Origin of the sequence: Legionella lytica (assembly GCF_044626755.1) — a bacterium.
Classification (GTDB): Bacteria; Pseudomonadota; Gammaproteobacteria; order Legionellales; family Legionellaceae; genus Legionella; species Legionella lytica_A.
On record NZ_JBGORX010000008.1, the window covers coordinates 115,108 to 130,489 of the forward strand.

Sequence of the window (15,382 nt, forward strand, 5' to 3'; positions counted from 1 at the left end):
CTAGCAGATATAAAAAATGAACAGCTTACCCATACTCAAGCCTGGTGATTTAGTTGAATTAATCGCCCCAGCCTCTCGTTGCACTGATCAACAATTACAAGAATTAAAAGAACTCATTCACTCCTGGCAGTTAAATTGTAGTGTTAAAGACGATATTTTTGCTGAGGATTTATTCTGCGCCAATAGCGATGAGCGTCGCTTTCACCATTTAAAAAATGCGTTGCTCGATTCCCAGGCTAAGGCGCTCATTTGCGTGCGCGGCGGTTATGGTACGATGCGTCTCATTCCCCGCTTAGCCAACCTACAACCTCCAGCCCAAGCAAAGATTTTTGTCGGGATGAGTGACATAACTTCCTTGCATTTGTATTTGCAGCAGCATTGGGGGTGGGCAACCATTCATGGTGGCGCAACCCCAGATAAATTTACTGCGGAATCGATTAATGCTTTGAAATCATTGCTGTTTGCAGAGCGTACATCGGTTGATTTTTATGGATTAAGACCGCTAAATAGCTTGGCCCAAGAACATCGCATCATTCAGTCTACCGTAACCGGGGGGAATTTAACCCTGATTCAAGCGAGTATCGGGACTAATTGGCAATTAGATGGCCGTGGCAAAATTATTTTATTAGAAGAAATCAATGAACGCGGTTATCGGGTAGATAGAATGTTAGAGCATCTGCGGCAAGCCAATATTTTCCAGGGCGCGGTGGCAGTTCTTTTTGCCGACTTTCTTGGGGGGGATGAAGCCAATGGTACTTCGCTCATTCAACCCGTTTTACAGCGTTTTGCTGATGATAGCGCTATTCCGGTAGTACAGATGGATGGTATAGGGCATGGGGCCACGAACTTTCCTATTCCTTTGGCTACAGCCACTCAATTACATTTAGGTAAAGAAATTCATTTAAGCTGTTCCCGTTAAAAAGAGTTCGAATTACCTTGGCTGACCATGTTATCGATAAATGTGTCTAAATCTGAATATCATGGTCAAGGGGCCTTAGTTCGGCCCTAACGGAGATAATTAAATATCATTAGTCTCATCTTTATAAAGAGTAATGAGCTTCTCTTGGGCTGCCGAACTGCCTTGAGTCAGGGGTTTATAGCTGCCATCACTTTGCATTTCCCAAGTATTACTATTATCTTTGAGATAGTTCTTAATAATTTCTTGCTTGACGCGTTTTTTACAGTGTTCATCAAGAATAGGGAACATAATCTCAATGCGGTGATACAGGTTCCGCTCCATCATATCCGCGCTAGCACAGAAATAATGTTCTTCCCCATCAATGCGAAAGTAAAAAATACGATGATGTTCTAAAAAGCGGCCAATATAGGAAAGAACGCGAATATTTTCGGAAACTCCAGGCAAACCAGGCTTTAAACAACAAACACCTCGGACAAGCAAATTAATTTTCACTCCAGCTTGAGATGCTTTATATAAGGCTTGAATCGTCGTTTTATCGGTTAAACCATTTACCTTGAGTAAAATCTCTGTTTCCACACCAGCTTGTGCGGCGGTAGCACATTGCTCGATATATTGCAGCAGTGTTTTCTGTAAAGTAAAGGGAGAATGGCTTAATGCTTTCAGTTTAACTACTTTACCTAATCCAGTTAACTGTTGGAAAATAATTTGCGTATCGGCGGTAATTGTTGGTTCGCAGGTTAAAAGTCCTAAGTCAGTATAACGCTGAGCAGTTTTCTCATGGTAGTTTCCCGTGCTTAAGTGTACATAGCGCTTTAATTTCCCATGCGTGCGACGTACGACTAAAGTCATCTTGGCATGGGTTTTATAACCGACCACCCCATAAAGCACCAACACACCTGCGGCATGTAAGCGGTTTGCCAATTTTAAGTTTGACTCTTCATCAAAACGTGCGCGAAGCTCAATAACTGCGGTAACTTCTTTTCCTGAGTGTGCGGCATCCACTAAGGCATCAACCATGGCTGATGCTGAGTGCGTGCGATAAAGTGTTTGGTTAATGGCTAACACATGAGGGTCGGCTGCCGCCTGCCTCAGAAAATCAATGACCACTTCAAAACTTTGATAAGGATGATGTAATAAAATATCTTGCTCATCAATAACATTAAATAAATTACGTTCTGACTTGGGAAAATGAGGATATTGAGCGGTATAAACAGGGTAGTTTAAATCAGGTCGATCTAAGTTATTAATCGCGGTTAGAAAGCGTTGAATATTTACCGGGCCATCGCAATAAAAGGTGTCCTCATGGCGTAAGTGGTATTTTTGTAACAAGAAATCAACGATTTTTTCTGGGCAGTTTTTGTCAATTTCCAAACGTACCACATTGCCATAATGGCGAGAAAAAACCTCACGCTGCACCGCTTTAGCTAAGTCATCAATTTCTTCTTCGCGTAAGAATAGATCACTATTGCGGGTGAGACGAAATGAGTAGCAGCCACTGATTTCCATTCCAGGAAATAGGCTATTGACGTGTGTGGTAATGATTGAGGATAAATAAACAAAATAATCCGCCCCGCCACAAAGCTCGGAGGGAAGATGGATTACGCGGGGAATAGAGCGTGGTGCATGCACTACTGCATAGTTAATATTACGATCAAAAGCATCTTTTCCGCTTAATGAAATAATAAAGTTCAAGCTTTTGTTGATAAGTTGCGGTAAGGGATGCGCCAAGTCTAAAGCGATAGGGCTCATAACCGGCTGTATTTCATGTTTAAAATAATGTTTAGCCCACAGATGTATATCATCACTCCACTCTTCCAAGTCAAGAAAATGGATGTTTTCTTTACGTAAGGCAGGGAGCAAATGCTTATTAAATGTGGAATACAATTGATCGATTAACACATGAGTTTTTTGACTGATGTGACTAAATGCTTCATCAGGACGTAAACCATCAATAGTGAGCTTCCCAGTTGATAAGGCCATTTTTTCTTTAAGGCCGGCAACGCGAATTTCAAAAAACTCATCTAGGTTGCTGCTGCATATACTAAGAAAACGCATCCGCTCTAATAAGGGAACTCGCTCATCATTTGCCAAAGCCAGAACACGTTGGTTAAAGGCAATGGCCGAAAATTCGCGGTTAACATAATACTCAGGATTATCCAACACTGTATCCAAAAGGAAACTCCATTTTAATTTCTATCTTATAATTATTACTCAACGCACCAAGAAAAAACATAAGGCGATAAAGCCTAAAAAACCGTAAAAAGGTGATAAGTTCCAAAAAGTTAAGGCTAAAAAAAACACAATACAGCACAGGACAATAGGAATAGAAAAATACATGCCTACAACACCTTGAGCAACCGAATAACTGGCTGCTGCTAATAAGGCCAAGGCTCCGTATTGAACGCCAATCATTATTTTACGTGTTGCGGGGCTACCGTGACTGGTTAGCCATTGATAGCCAATAATGGTCATAATTAACCCGGGTAAATTCAGGCAGAGCACGGCGAGTAATAAGCCGGTAAAGCCTGCCGCCTTATAGCCGATGAGGGCGGATAGTTTTACCGCGGTTAAGCCTGGGAAAACAAAACTGGAGCCCACCATATTGATGAATTCTTCTTGGCCAATCCATTGACGGTAATTCACCGCCTCATATTCCAATAGCTTGAGCATGGAGTTACCGCCACCTAATGAAATTAGCCCAATTTTGCCGAAGCTGTAGATGATGTCTAATAATGTCTTGATCATAGGTGCAACGTATTTTTTAAGAAGGTTACATAGTCGCAGGAATTCTGTTTTCCCAGCAAGTGTTCAGTGATGTGTTCGACTAAAAATAATGATTTTCCTTCAATACACGCACTGAAATAGATTTGATTGTGAACTTCCAGGCGTGCTAATTCAAGTTTGACCGTAGGGGTGGTCGCAAATTTGTAGATAAATGCCACCTTTTTAACGTCGACTTCTACGCCTTGCTGAGCAACTTGTTGGGCGATTTTTTTTAGCTGTGGCATGGCAGACTCATCAAGGTTATCGAGTTTTATTTTTGAGCCAAAAGCCATTGCTTTACCTGTTTGCTGCAATAGTGGTTTATACATTAACTCATTGCGACGGCGCTTGATGTTGTAATCGCTGTTGGTGAGCAGGTAATATGCATCTTCTCGCGATTTCTGTTGGTAATTAGTGATGTCTAATAATGAATTATCCAGCGTATTCAGCACAATAATTTCGTCATTAGGCCAAAAGAAACGACTCTCCCACTTTACGTCCTCGGGCTCGCGTTTTATAAATAGTTCTGCGGGCAAGCTGGCCGTTTTTGGGGTCAATTCAAAATTCCAAATCAATCGTTGATTCATACTCCGACAGGCCATATGTTATTGTTATAAAAAGAGTATATACTATATGCTCATCCTGCAATAATAAAAAAGAGCAAGGGAAGGTATTTTTATGGCTATTCTATTTTTCTTAGTTTATTTAGTCTTTACGCTTATCGTTCTTTATCGAGCAATGAACCCTCTGGTTTGGGAATTAGGAAGCGTATTTTATTTATTGGTCGCCACCTTCGCCATCGGTCTCCCGTGGATTGTTGGGTTTGTATTATGGGCGGTTATTATTGTTGCGTTGCTAGTAGTTTATATGGAGCCTTTGCGGGCCTGGCTCGGTGATTTTCTTTATAAAACCGCTGGCAAGTCAGTTCCTAAACTTTCAAAGACTGAAGAAGAAGCGTTAAACGCGGGTGATACCTGGCTTGAAGAAGATATTTTTCGTGGAGCCCCTAATTGGGACCGCTTATCAAAAGTAGCTACGGAGCTTTCTGCAGAAGAGCAGTCCTTTCTTGATAATGAAACCCAGATGTTATGTGGCCTGTTGAATGAATGGCAAATTAGCCAGGAACATGATTTACCTGAAAATGTTTGGACTTATCTTAAAGATAATGGCTTCTTTGGTTTGGTTATTCCCAAAGAATATGGCGGAAAAGGCTTTTCGGCTCGAGCGCATTCTGATGTGGTACAAAAAATTGCTACCCGTTCCGGAGTTGCTGGGGTTACGGTAATGGTCCCTAATTCATTAGGCCCAGGAGAGCTAATCAACTATTATGGAACGGATGAGCAAAAGAACCATTATTTACCACGATTGGCAAAAGGCCTCGACATTCCATGCTTTGCACTAACTGAGCCAGGGGCTGGTAGTGATGCTACTTCTATTCAATCTGATGCGATTGTGATGCAAAAACAAGTGGACGGTAAAAACGTGCTTGGTTTGTCAATTACTATAGACAAGCGTTGGATTACTTTAGCCCCCATTGCTACATTAATCGGCTTAGCCGTTAATGTGCGCGATCCTGAAGGCTTATTACAAGGGGAAGGCGTTGAAGGAATTACCTGCGTACTCGTGCCGCGCGATACACCCAATCTCGAAGTGGGTAATCGCCATTTACCCGCAGAACAACCCTTCATGAATGGTACCGTTCGTGGAAAAGATATTTTTGTACCGATTACGGCAGTTATTGGTGGACAAAAAAGAGTTGGTGGCGGATGGCAAATGTTAGTTGAATGTTTGTCTATTGGTCGCTCTATTTCCTTGCCAGCTATGGGTGCTGGTTCTTCGGCTATTTGCTATCTTACTTCCGGTGCTTTTGCGCGCATTCGCCGTCAGTTCAACGTTGAGATCGCGCAGTTTGAAGGGATTGAAGAGAAGCTTGCAGAAATTGCTGGTTTAACTTATTTAACCAGTGCGACACGTTTACTCACGGTTGCTGCAGTTAATGAACATAAAAAACCTTCTGTTGCCTCTGCAATTACCAAATACTTTAATACAGAATTAGCTCGCGCTACGATTAACAATGCGATGGATGTTCATGCTGGACGTGCGGTTGTGGTTGGTCCACGTAACTATTTAACAAGTTTCTATCAAGGAATACCTATTTCCATTACCGTTGAAGGTGCGAATGTTATGTCACGCAACTTACTGATCTTTGGCCAAGGGTCTATGGCATGTCATCCGTTTATCCGTGATGAGTTTTATGCGGTTGCCAATGAAGACAAAGCGGCCTTTAGAGAAGTGATTTGGAAGCACATTCAATACTTCATGCAAAATTTTGCCAAAGCAATGTGTACTGCATGGACGGGGGGATTTTTGATTTGTGTTCCTAAGTCGCCCATGAAGCGTGACTATCAACGCTTAACTCGTTTAAGTTACGCATTTGCTTGGTTAGCAGATTTATCCTTAATATACTTAGGCGGTGATTTAAAGCGTAAAGAACGCTTATCGGCACGCCTAGCCGATGGCCTGTCTTATCTGTATATGGCAATGGCTGCATTACGTAGTGTGCAGTTAAATGACGATGATAAAGATGAACAATTGCATGCTCAGTGGGCTGTTGCTTATTGTTACTATCATGCACAAAAATCATTGCTTGCTTTATGCCAAAACTTCCCTTCGCGCTTATTAGGTTTCATCATGCGTTTTGTGGCATTTCCTTTGGGGCAAACCATGCGGTATCCCTGTGATAAATTAGATAGAAAACTGGCTGCATCAATGACTGGAAATAACCATTTCCGCGATCGTTTGAAGTCCTTCCTTTATTTATCAGGAGACCCCAAACAACCCGTGGATCGTATGGAGCATGCGTTGCAGCTAATCATCAATGCTGATGAACTGTCGAAGAAAGTAAGTGATGTGAAGCGAGCTAAGTTTGGCCATTTAAAAGCTAAGTTAGAAAAGAAGCTGGAACAGAAAGAAATTACTCAAGAGGAAATGGACCAGTTGCTGGCTGTAGAAGCAGCACGTTGGGATGCTATCTTAGTGGATGAGTTTACTTTTGAATCGATGAAACAAGGTACTTTTAATTCAGTAATCGATTATGTTAAATCACCATTCATTTAGTTTTTTACAAACGCTTAACGCCAAATGCAAAATTAGATGTCAATCTGTTGACATCTAATTTGCTATAATTAGGGCAGGTGTTATCAATTTAGTGTGAGATTCGAATATGGCAGAGCAACGATTTCCAACTACTCAAGAAATTAAGCCGGCAATGGAAACGGCAGGGGCCACAATTGAAGGTGCGGAGTATCTTTCCTCGCGGGTGAGCGATTTAGCCTCTAAATCTAAGTTCTTAGCGAAGAATCCGGAATTAAAAGACAACATTATTGCCGCGGTGGAAAAATTTGTTGATTATGTTCGTTTTAAGTTGACTGTAAATGGGCAGCCTTGGTCTGGTCAGGAAGTAGAAACCTCAGATTTGAAAAATATGCAGGCCAATCTTGCTGATGCAGCGGTGAAAGAGATGGCCGGAAAGGTATCTGACATCAAGGTTGATTACGCCATTAGTGCTCAGGGGCACTATATTCGCGGTTATTCTTCTAGCGAGGGGGCAGTAAGCCCTGATACGGTAAATAATCTTGATAAAGTTTTTAATGCGTGGCTGGCCTCAAAGGATCATGTAATCAAAGGCGGTTTCATCTACCCTATGGATGCAAAGGAACAAAATGAAGGAACAAGAGCGACCCCGGAGCAGATTAAAAAGTTGATGGATGAAGGTGGTTTGAAAGATTACATGGCTAATAAGGGGATAACTCTGCAAACTAAAGAACGTGACTATCCTGGAGAGACAAAGGCTGTAGAAGCCGAAAAAGAAGCGGAATTTGCAGTAGGGCGCGTTGCTAAAATTAATGAAGACGAAGGTTTAGAAGGGCCAGAGGCTGATACGGGTCACGGTGTTTCTGCGCACTAACCCAGAGCGCTTATTTTTATGACCGAACTACCACGGATTGACCGTGGTAGTTCGCAAAGTCGCTGACTAGTTGTCTACAACCCACTTTCCTTACAGTAACAAAATCAGATCACAGAAAAAGAGAGTATTTAATACCGTATTGCTAAGTGTAAAATCTTAAGCATTATTCGCCGCAGCCAAGCGCTCCAACGAACCAATATCAAACCAAAGCCCACGATAAACACTAGCCGTTGCCTTTGCTAAATCCGCATGATGTCTAATCAATGGAGCAACAGAGTAGCGACCTTGCTTGCATCCCGAAAACACTTGCGGGTGGTAACAACAAATCCCTGCCAGAGTATATTCAGGATTCGCATTGGTTAATTGTTGTTGATGAACCAGGCCAAAATCCCCATGATGGCTTAATGCAGGGTTTTTATTAACTAATATGACATGAATGAAATTGGGCTCAGGAGCTTGCAATAAGCGGAAATCAAAGTCGGTATAAATATCTGCATTCACTGTAATAAACGGTTGATTGCCCAACAGGGGCAAGGCATTAACAATACCTCCTCCTGTTTCCAAGCCGCCAGGGGGTTCTGCCGAGTAAATAATTTGTACGCCCCAGCGTTCTCCATTGCCCAGGCACTGGCGGATTTGTCCACCAAGATAGGCATGATTAATAACTATTTTTTCATAGCCCGCCTCGGCTAGATTGCTAACGTGGTGTTCAATTAAGGGTTTACCTTTGACAACACATAAAGCTTTAGGCTTTATTTCTGTTAAAGGTTTGAGGCGCTCCCCGCGTCCAGCAGCGAGTATCATGGCTGTATTCATGGTAAATAAACTCTCGTTTGTAAAAAGTGCAGCAAGGGGTGAAGTTCGGGATAAATTTCTGTACATTCAAGGGCATAATTTAATGTAAGCGGAAGATCTTTTAAATAACCCGGCTTATTATCACGTAGATGTAAGCGAGAGAATACCCCTAATACTTTTAAATGCCTTTGTAAGCCGCATAAGTCAAAAGCACGAATAAATTCACTAAGAGTATATTGGTGGGCTAAAGCATTTTTTCTATAAAACAGTTCTACCCATTCAAGAACTTGAGTACGAGGCCAAGAAATATAGCAGTCTTTCAATAAGGATACTAAATCATAAGTAAATGGACCGCGCATGGCATCTTGGAAATCAATAACGCCCAAGGGTGTTTCAGAGCCATCAGCGACCACCATTAAATTACGTGAATGATAATCACGATGAATAAAGCTTAAAGGTTGTTGGGCAACTTCAGCAGCAATCCAGTCGATAGAGCTTTGTAATACAGTTGTCTCTGCATCACTAAGTTTTAGGCCGAGATAGGCGGTAAGAAACCATTCAGGGCAGAGATTCATTTCTTTAACCATGAAATGATAATCAAATGGAGCAAGCATGGGATCATTGATTGAGCAGGCTTGAATTTTAAATAGGGTTTGTATCGCTTGCTGATAATAATGTTGCACGGTTTCAGGGGTAAGCACATTTAAAAGCAATTGATCGCCCAAATCATCTAATAATAAAAAGCCTTGCTCTGTGTCACTGGCAATAATTTTCGGAGTACAAACACCCGCTTGCTCTAAAGTTTGTTCAACATGCATGAACGGATGTAAGTCTTCTTTGCCAGGAGGCGCATCCATAACTATCTGAGACAAACCATTATAAAACACGCGGAAATAGCGTCTAAAACTGGCATCTCCAGCTAAAGGGGTTAAAACAAAATCTTGTTGTTCAAGCACTTGCGTAAGCCACTCTTTCAGTGCGTTTTCTCTTTCATGCATGATATACTTCCCGACATTATTTTTGGCTCGTAACGATTCACCTTAGTCTTTGAGCGAATTGTTACTTGATTTTTAACTGTGTTAGCACGCAGTATATAGTTTTTTGTGTGCATAATAAGGCATTTTATTACTTGTGAACAAGATTTCAGTTAAATGGTTCTTGATGGCAGGAAGTACAATCACCCTGACTACGCTTATGGTGATTCATCATTCTTTGGTCCATGCTGACTCCATTACTTATGAACCAGTACAAGCCTGTGTGGTCGCACGAGATGTGGATTTAACCAACGCAGTAAGAAGCAAACTAGCCCAATGTCTAGGTTGGCAAAACGACAGTAGCTCGCCGGTCTGTTTGGGCTCATATAGACCCATTACGGTAACGCCACTTGCTTCGCCAGATGAGCTACGCATTATGGCGGATAAGGTGTCTTTTTACCAAGATAAGCCCTCAACTTTATCTGGAAATGTAGAAATTCGTCAAACGCAACGCGTGGTGAACGCTGAAACCGCGCATGTATATCGAGATGCTAAAACAAACCAAATCTCGCGTATTGAATTTTTAGGTGACGTACATTATTTAGAACTCGATAAATTAATGATCGCACGTAAAGCGAGCATTAATCCTCAAGATAAATCGGGGCAAACCGAGGATGTCATCTATCGTTTTAATACCAATAAAGGTCATGCGCTTTTGCCCGCCTGGGGGCGTGCGAATTTAATGCAACGCTTTGCTAATTCTGACTATTTATTAAGTCAAGCCACCTATACCACCTGCGCACCACAGGATAAGGCGTGGATGCTGGAAGCCAAATCAATAAAAATTGATGATAAGAAGAAAGTTGGTGTGGCGCGGAATGTAAAATTACGCGTTCGAGAATGGCCCGTGTTTTATTTTCCCTATTTAAGTTTTCCCACCAGTAAGGAGCGCAAATCAGGCTTCCTCATGCCGGTCGCAGGATATTCTAATGTCGGTGGTTTTGATTTGGGTATTCCTTATTATTGGAACATCGCCCCTAACTATGATTTGACCTTAACTCCGCATTTATATACCGAGCGTGGGGTGATGCTGGGAGCAGATTATCGCTATTTAACGGAAAAAAGCCGTGGCATTATTAGTGGTACCTTTTTGCCACAAGATGCCGCCTTCCGTAATTTTTTGCACGATAATGAATGGGAATTTCCCAGGCTAAAGCACAGCTCAACAAACCGTTGGTCTATAGGTGTATTGGAATCCACCTTACTCGCCCCGAATTTGAGTTTTAATGCCAATGTACAGCAAGTTTCAGATGATTATTATTTACAAGACTTCAGTTCTAATTTAGCCCTCATTACGCAAAGACAATTATTACGCCAAGCGGATTTGACTTATACCACAGAGAATTGGGTTTTTAGAGGGATGGCACAAAGCTACCAGACCTTACATCCAGTTAATGAGACACCCATTGCTGATCAGTATGAACGTTTACCGCAAATTGCGGCCCACGGTTATTATTATGATTTGCCCATGCATGCCAATTTAAATCTTATAGGACAGTATGATCAATTTTTTTGGCCTGGGACGAAGTGGGAAGGGGCGCAAGTAGGCGTACCGCGTGGTCCCCGATTGCATTTTAATCCGGTACTTATTTTGCCGCAGCGTAAAGCCTGGGGATACATTACCCCATCGGTAGAATTTGTTGAAAACTATTATGAGGTAAGCAATAGTTGGGGACCTAAACACACCGATTACAATCGCTTTATACCTCGTTATGATGTGCGGGGTGGATTGTTTTTTGAACGCAATTTCAACTGGTTTGGTAGAGGCTTTACTCAAACCTTAGAGCCCAGCTTGTATTATCTATATGTACCTTATCAAGATCAGAGTGCTATCCCTATATATGATACCGCCAACATGATCTTTAATGTGGATCAACTGTTTAGAACAAATCGTTTTTCAGGTTTTGACCGTATTGGTGATGCGAATCAATTATCTTATGCGTTGACTACTCGTTGGCTCTCTGAGGAAACAGGCTTTGAGCGCGCTAATTTTTCTGTGGGTCAAATTAAATATTTTACGAATAGAAAAGTGCAATTGTGCCGGAGCTTAACGGGTCCTTGTATTGCTAATCCTTTAGAAATAGGGCAGTTGTCTCCTTTCGCGAATACCTCACCGATTGCTTCACGCGCGGTTTATCATTTTAATCCAGTTTGGAGCATCACTGGCGATTATGTGTGGGATACGGCTACTTCAGCTACGAATAACGGTGACTTAAATCTGCATTATCAACCCGCACCAAATGCCATCCTTAATCTTGGTTATACCTACCTGGTTAATGGGGATGTGACTTTCGTACGGAATAATGCCAAAAGTGATAATGCCTTACATCAGGCCCTGGTGGCGTTTTCTTTGCCTTTAACTGCAAAGTGGAGCACTATAGGGGCTTATAGCCATAATATTAGTAAAGATTACAGTATGATGTCTTTGTTAGGTGTGCAGTATGATAATTGTTGCTGGGCAGTGCGTGTTTTTGGTGGACGAACATTTAAAAACCTAAATGCATCGTATCAACCACAGTACAATAACAATGTGTACTTGCAAATCCTATTAAAAGGCTTAGGATCAGTGGCTACAAGTGATCCGAGCAGGATCATAAATACCTATATTCCAGGGTATAATGATCCATTCCACCGGTAATGGTAAAAAATTAGGCAGGGCTGCTTGTATTTTGATTAAAAATAACTTAGTGTGACGATAATTTTAATATTTTCGAGTTATTGCAAGGAACGCATACAAACTGCTCGAAAAAGGTTAAATAAGGAAGGATTTTTGTATGTGTAAAAAAATAGCGCTTGTGTGTATGCTGTTTGCCGCAGTAAGTACAAGTCAGGCAACGCAATTGTTAGATAAGGTCGTTGCTGTAGTAAATAATGGAGTGATTACTTCGAGTGAGCTGGACAAGCAAGTGTCATTAACTAAAAAACAGCTCCTTGCACAAAGAATGCAACTTCCTCCAGACAACGTACTACGTAAACAAGTATTACAACATTTAATTGATGTTGATTTGCAAATGCAAATGGCAAAACAGAATGGGCTTACGGTTGATGATACTGAGTTGAACCAAGCGATTGAACGGATTGCTACAGCAAACCATGCTACGATGCAGCAGTTACGTGAAGAGCTAACTCGCCAAGGTATGGGGTGGAATGAATACCGCGAGAGTATTCGTAAAGAAATGCTTTTGTCTAACTTACAGCAAAAGGCTGTAGGTCGTGACGTGCGTATTACCAATGAGCAAGTAGAACAGTTCTTAAAAACTGAAGGTGATCTTCCGGTTGATCGCACTAATTTTACTTATCATCTACAAAATATCGTAATTCCCTTAAGCGAAAAGCCAAGTGCTGCTGAAGTGCAAAAAGCACAAAAGACCGCTGAACGAGTGTTGGCGAGCATTAAAAAAGGTGCTGACTTTAGCCGCCTACCTTTTGATAGTTCAATGAGTAGCTATTCTTTAGAAGGTAGTGACTTAGGTGAGCGACATATTGCCGAGCTTCCTGAGCTTTTTGCTAAAGAAGTCATTAACATGAAAGTTGGCCAGGTGGTCGGTCCTTTACATGCAGGTAATGGTTTGCAACTAATTAAGTTAGTAGGTCTTGGGGGGGCTGCTGCGAAACAGCAACATGTGGTTACCTTAACTCATGCGCGCCATATATTGTTAAAGACTGATGCCAGCATGCTTCCTGAAGATGCGAAGAAGCAAGTAAATAATATTTATCAACAACTCCTTGCGGGTAAAGATTTTGCAACCATGGCAAAACAATACTCTTTAGACACTGGCAGTGCAGTAAAAGGCGGTGACTTAGGTTGGATTAGCCCAGGTGAAACAGTGCCCGAATTCGAAAAGGCGATGAATAAGTTACCTTTAAATCAAGTTAGTAAGCCAGTAAAATCTCAATTTGGATGGCATCTGATTGAAGTTTTAGCTCGTAAGCAACAAGATGATTCAGTTGCTTTCAAGAAACAACAAATACGTCAGTTTTTACACCAACGTAAATTTGCGGAAGCTGTGCACAATTGGCAACAACATATCCGTAGAGATGCATACATTAATGTTGTTGAAAAGGATCTCGCATGAAGCCTCTGCTAATTAGCAGTGGTGAACCAGCAGGAGTTGGACCGGATTTGTGTTTGGCTCTTGCTGATTATGATTTTCCTCTGGTCATTTTAGGTGACCCTCAAGTACTAGCCTCTCGAGCTAAAGAGTTAGCTTGCGAGGTTCGCTTCAACGAATACCAAGCTGGGCAAATCGTTATCCCTAAACCTGGACAGCTAACAGTCCTACCTATTTCTTGTCCCGCACCTGTTGTTAGCGGCAAACTTAATCCTGAAAACGCATCTTATGTGCTTGAATTGTTAACCCGTGGTGCCGAACTATGTGGTAGTGGTGAGTTTTCTGGGATAGTTACGGCTCCAGTGCATAAGGCAATTATTAATACTGCAGGTTTTGCCTTCACCGGCCACACTGAGTTTTTTGCACAATATTATCATATTGATACGGTGGTGATGATGCTGGCATGCTCTCAAATGAAAGTTGCATTAGTTACAACTCACTTACCATTAAGACAAGTACCGGATGCAATCACAGCTGAATTAATCATTGAAGTAATTACTAAGCTGCAGCAATCCTTAATAAGAGATTTCCAGATAATCAATCCTTGCATTAAAGTTGCTGGTTTGAATCCCCATGCCGGAGAGTCCGGCTATTTAGGTAGAGAAGAAATAGAAGTAATCTCCCCCGCATTAATGCAGTTAAAAGAGCAAGGTATTAATGTTCAGGGTCCCATGCCTTCCGATACGATGTTTATTAAAGAACATTTAAAAGATTGCGATGCATTCGTCGCCATGTATCATGATCAAGGTTTGCCTGTTCTAAAATACGCCGGCTTTAATGAAGCGGTTAATGTTACTCTGGGATTACCTATAATAAGAACCTCCGTTGATCATGGTACCGCTTTGGAATTAGCAGGAAAAAATTTACTCGATACCGGTTCCATGTTGGCCGCAGTTGAAATGGCCAAAAATATGGCCTTATCTAGAGCTGTTGACATTTCGCGAGTTTGAGCCAAAATCAGTTCATTTTTGCCCAGTTCTAGGAGTCACTAATGACCATCATCAGTTTAATTGCCGCCCTTGATGAGGCTGACGGCATTGGTATTAATAATCAACTACTTTGCCACTTGCCTGCAGATCTCCAACACTTTAAAACCATTACTATGGGAAAACCAATAATAATGGGCCGCAAAACCTATGAATCAATTGGCCGTCCACTTCCGGGACGATTAAATATAGTTTTAACTCGCTCTTCTTTGTCCATAGAAGGCGTCGAGGTTTTTCATTCTTTAGAAAAAGCATTAGTAGAGACCAAAAATTACTCAGAAGTAATGATCATTGGTGGGGAACAATTATTTAAGGATGCCCTGTCCAAAGCAACTCGCTTATACCTTACCCGCATTCATCATCAATTTACTGCCGATGTATTTTTTCCTAACATCGATGAAAACCTATGGGTATGTATCGATGAAGCTTTTCGTCAACACGACGAAAAGAACCAATATGATATGTCGTTCTATATATATGAAAGAAAGCAGCTTGCGAATTACATTATTTAAATAGCGTAGTCTGGTTGCGTGCAACCAGGACTTCTTTAAGAATAACTAATTCAAATGGCAATAAGCCCATTTAAAAGCACCAACAAGTCCGCAATAAAAGTACAAAACAAACCCAACTGGGTCGATCGGAATTCAAAATGAATTGAAATAAATAGGCAAACCAAATAATTTGAAAAAATTTACAAAAAGTGTTTGACATGGAAGTCGAAATCAGTAGAATACGCAGCACGCCTCGGGGCAAACGTTCATTAATAAGATAGAAGACAAACTGTGTGGGCACTTTGAAATAACTTG

Annotated in this window: 12 protein-coding genes; 7 read left to right on the plus strand and 5 right to left on the minus strand. The window is 41.5% G+C overall.

What is annotated here, in order from left to right; genetic code table 11:
• Nucleotides 1-16 precede the first annotated feature (16 nt).
• A complete protein-coding gene (locus ACD661_RS14310; protein ID WP_400188547.1) occupies nt 17-919 on the plus strand; it encodes a S66 peptidase family protein in 903 nt (300 codons plus the stop codon).
• Nucleotides 920-1,018: 99 nt separating this feature from the next.
• On the opposite strand, the gene ppk1 is transcribed toward ACD661_RS14310, so the two are convergent.
• The 3 genes from ppk1 to ACD661_RS14325 are packed head-to-tail and all read right to left on the minus strand — an operon-like array spanning nt 1,019 to nt 4,269.
• On the minus strand, nt 1,019-3,091 hold the full coding sequence (gene ppk1 / locus ACD661_RS14315) for a polyphosphate kinase 1 (RefSeq protein WP_400188548.1): 2,073 nt from the start codon (nt 3,089-3,091) through the stop codon (nt 1,019-1,021).
• Nucleotides 3,092-3,130: 39 nt separating this feature from the next.
• A complete protein-coding gene (locus ACD661_RS14320) occupies nt 3,131-3,664 on the minus strand; it encodes a chromate transporter (RefSeq protein ID WP_400188549.1) in 534 nt (177 codons plus the stop codon).
• Nucleotides 3,661-4,269 carry a hypothetical protein gene (locus ACD661_RS14325; protein WP_400188550.1) on the minus strand — a complete coding sequence of 203 codons (609 nt, stop codon included), beginning with the start codon at nt 4,267-4,269 and terminating at the stop codon, nt 3,661-3,663. The genes ACD661_RS14320 and ACD661_RS14325 overlap by 4 nt, the downstream gene beginning before the upstream one ends.
• Before the next feature lie 91 nt (nt 4,270-4,360).
• On the opposite strand from ACD661_RS14325, the gene ACD661_RS14330 reads away from it, so the two are divergent.
• Together ACD661_RS14330 and ACD661_RS14335 are read left to right on the plus strand one after the other, a co-directional pair.
• Nucleotides 4,361-6,799, plus strand: coding sequence for an acyl-CoA dehydrogenase (locus tag ACD661_RS14330; RefSeq protein ID WP_400188551.1), 2,439 nt, complete (start codon nt 4,361-4,363; stop codon nt 6,797-6,799).
• 106 nt (nt 6,800-6,905) lie between these two features.
• A complete protein-coding gene (locus ACD661_RS14335) occupies nt 6,906-7,649 on the plus strand; it encodes a hypothetical protein (protein WP_400188552.1) in 744 nt (247 codons plus the stop codon).
• 156 nt (nt 7,650-7,805) lie between these two features.
• Here ACD661_RS14335 and ACD661_RS14340 read toward each other — a convergent pair whose 3' ends face one another.
• Both ACD661_RS14340 and ACD661_RS14345 read right to left on the minus strand, forming a co-directional pair.
• Nucleotides 7,806-8,465, minus strand: a complete 660-nt coding sequence (locus ACD661_RS14340) for a nucleotidyltransferase family protein (protein WP_400188553.1) — start codon at nt 8,463-8,465, stop codon at nt 7,806-7,808.
• A complete protein-coding gene (locus ACD661_RS14345) occupies nt 8,462-9,442 on the minus strand; it encodes an aminoglycoside phosphotransferase family protein (RefSeq protein ID WP_400188554.1) in 981 nt (326 codons plus the stop codon). Before ACD661_RS14345 ends, ACD661_RS14340 begins: the two co-directional genes overlap by 4 nt.
• A 163-nt stretch (nt 9,443-9,605) precedes the next feature.
• Here ACD661_RS14345 and ACD661_RS14350 point away from each other — a divergent pair, with 163 nt between their 5' ends.
• The 4 genes from ACD661_RS14350 to ACD661_RS14365 all read left to right on the plus strand — a co-directional run bounded on the left by ACD661_RS14350 (nt 9,606) and on the right by ACD661_RS14365 (nt 15,088).
• Nucleotides 9,606-12,116 (plus strand): LPS-assembly protein LptD, encoded by a 2,511-nt coding sequence (locus tag ACD661_RS14350; RefSeq protein ID WP_400188563.1) that lies wholly within the window; start codon nt 9,606-9,608, stop codon nt 12,114-12,116.
• Between the two features lie 136 nt (nt 12,117-12,252).
• On the plus strand, nt 12,253-13,554 hold the full coding sequence (locus ACD661_RS14355) for a peptidylprolyl isomerase (RefSeq protein ID WP_400188555.1): 1,302 nt from the start codon (nt 12,253-12,255) through the stop codon (nt 13,552-13,554).
• Nucleotides 13,551-14,540 (plus strand): 4-hydroxythreonine-4-phosphate dehydrogenase PdxA, encoded by a 990-nt coding sequence (gene pdxA / locus ACD661_RS14360; protein ID WP_400188556.1) that lies wholly within the window; start codon nt 13,551-13,553, stop codon nt 14,538-14,540. The genes ACD661_RS14355 and pdxA overlap by 4 nt, the downstream gene beginning before the upstream one ends.
• Before the next feature lie 41 nt (nt 14,541-14,581).
• Complete coding sequence (locus ACD661_RS14365) at nt 14,582-15,088, plus strand: dihydrofolate reductase (RefSeq protein WP_400188557.1); 507 nt, start codon at nt 14,582-14,584, stop codon at nt 15,086-15,088.
• The last annotated feature ends 294 nt before the right edge of the window (nt 15,089-15,382 follow it).

Bases quoted from the DNA above. Each gene is read 5' to 3' on its own strand.
- ACD661_RS14310 (WP_400188547.1), top strand. From the start codon at position 17: ATGAACAGCTTACCCATACTCAAGCCTGGTGATTTAGTTGAATTAATC.
- ACD661_RS14320 (WP_400188549.1), bottom strand. From the start codon at position 3,664: ATGATCAAGACATTATTAGACATCATCTACAGCTTCGGCAAAATTGGG.
- ACD661_RS14325 (WP_400188550.1), bottom strand. From the start codon at position 4,269: ATGAATCAACGATTGATTTGGAATTTTGAATTGACCCCAAAAACGGCC.
- ACD661_RS14330 (WP_400188551.1), top strand. From the start codon at position 4,361: ATGGCTATTCTATTTTTCTTAGTTTATTTAGTCTTTACGCTTATCGTT.
- ACD661_RS14335 (WP_400188552.1), top strand. From the start codon at position 6,906: ATGGCAGAGCAACGATTTCCAACTACTCAAGAAATTAAGCCGGCAATG.
- ACD661_RS14340 (WP_400188553.1), bottom strand. From the start codon at position 8,465: ATGAATACAGCCATGATACTCGCTGCTGGACGCGGGGAGCGCCTCAAA.
- ACD661_RS14345 (WP_400188554.1), bottom strand. From the start codon at position 9,442: ATGCATGAAAGAGAAAACGCACTGAAAGAGTGGCTTACGCAAGTGCTT.
- ACD661_RS14350 (WP_400188563.1), top strand. From the start codon at position 9,606: ATGGCAGGAAGTACAATCACCCTGACTACGCTTATGGTGATTCATCAT.
- ACD661_RS14355 (WP_400188555.1), top strand. From the start codon at position 12,253: ATGTGTAAAAAAATAGCGCTTGTGTGTATGCTGTTTGCCGCAGTAAGT.
- pdxA (WP_400188556.1), top strand. From the start codon at position 13,551: ATGAAGCCTCTGCTAATTAGCAGTGGTGAACCAGCAGGAGTTGGACCG.
- ACD661_RS14365 (WP_400188557.1), top strand. From the start codon at position 14,582: ATGACCATCATCAGTTTAATTGCCGCCCTTGATGAGGCTGACGGCATT.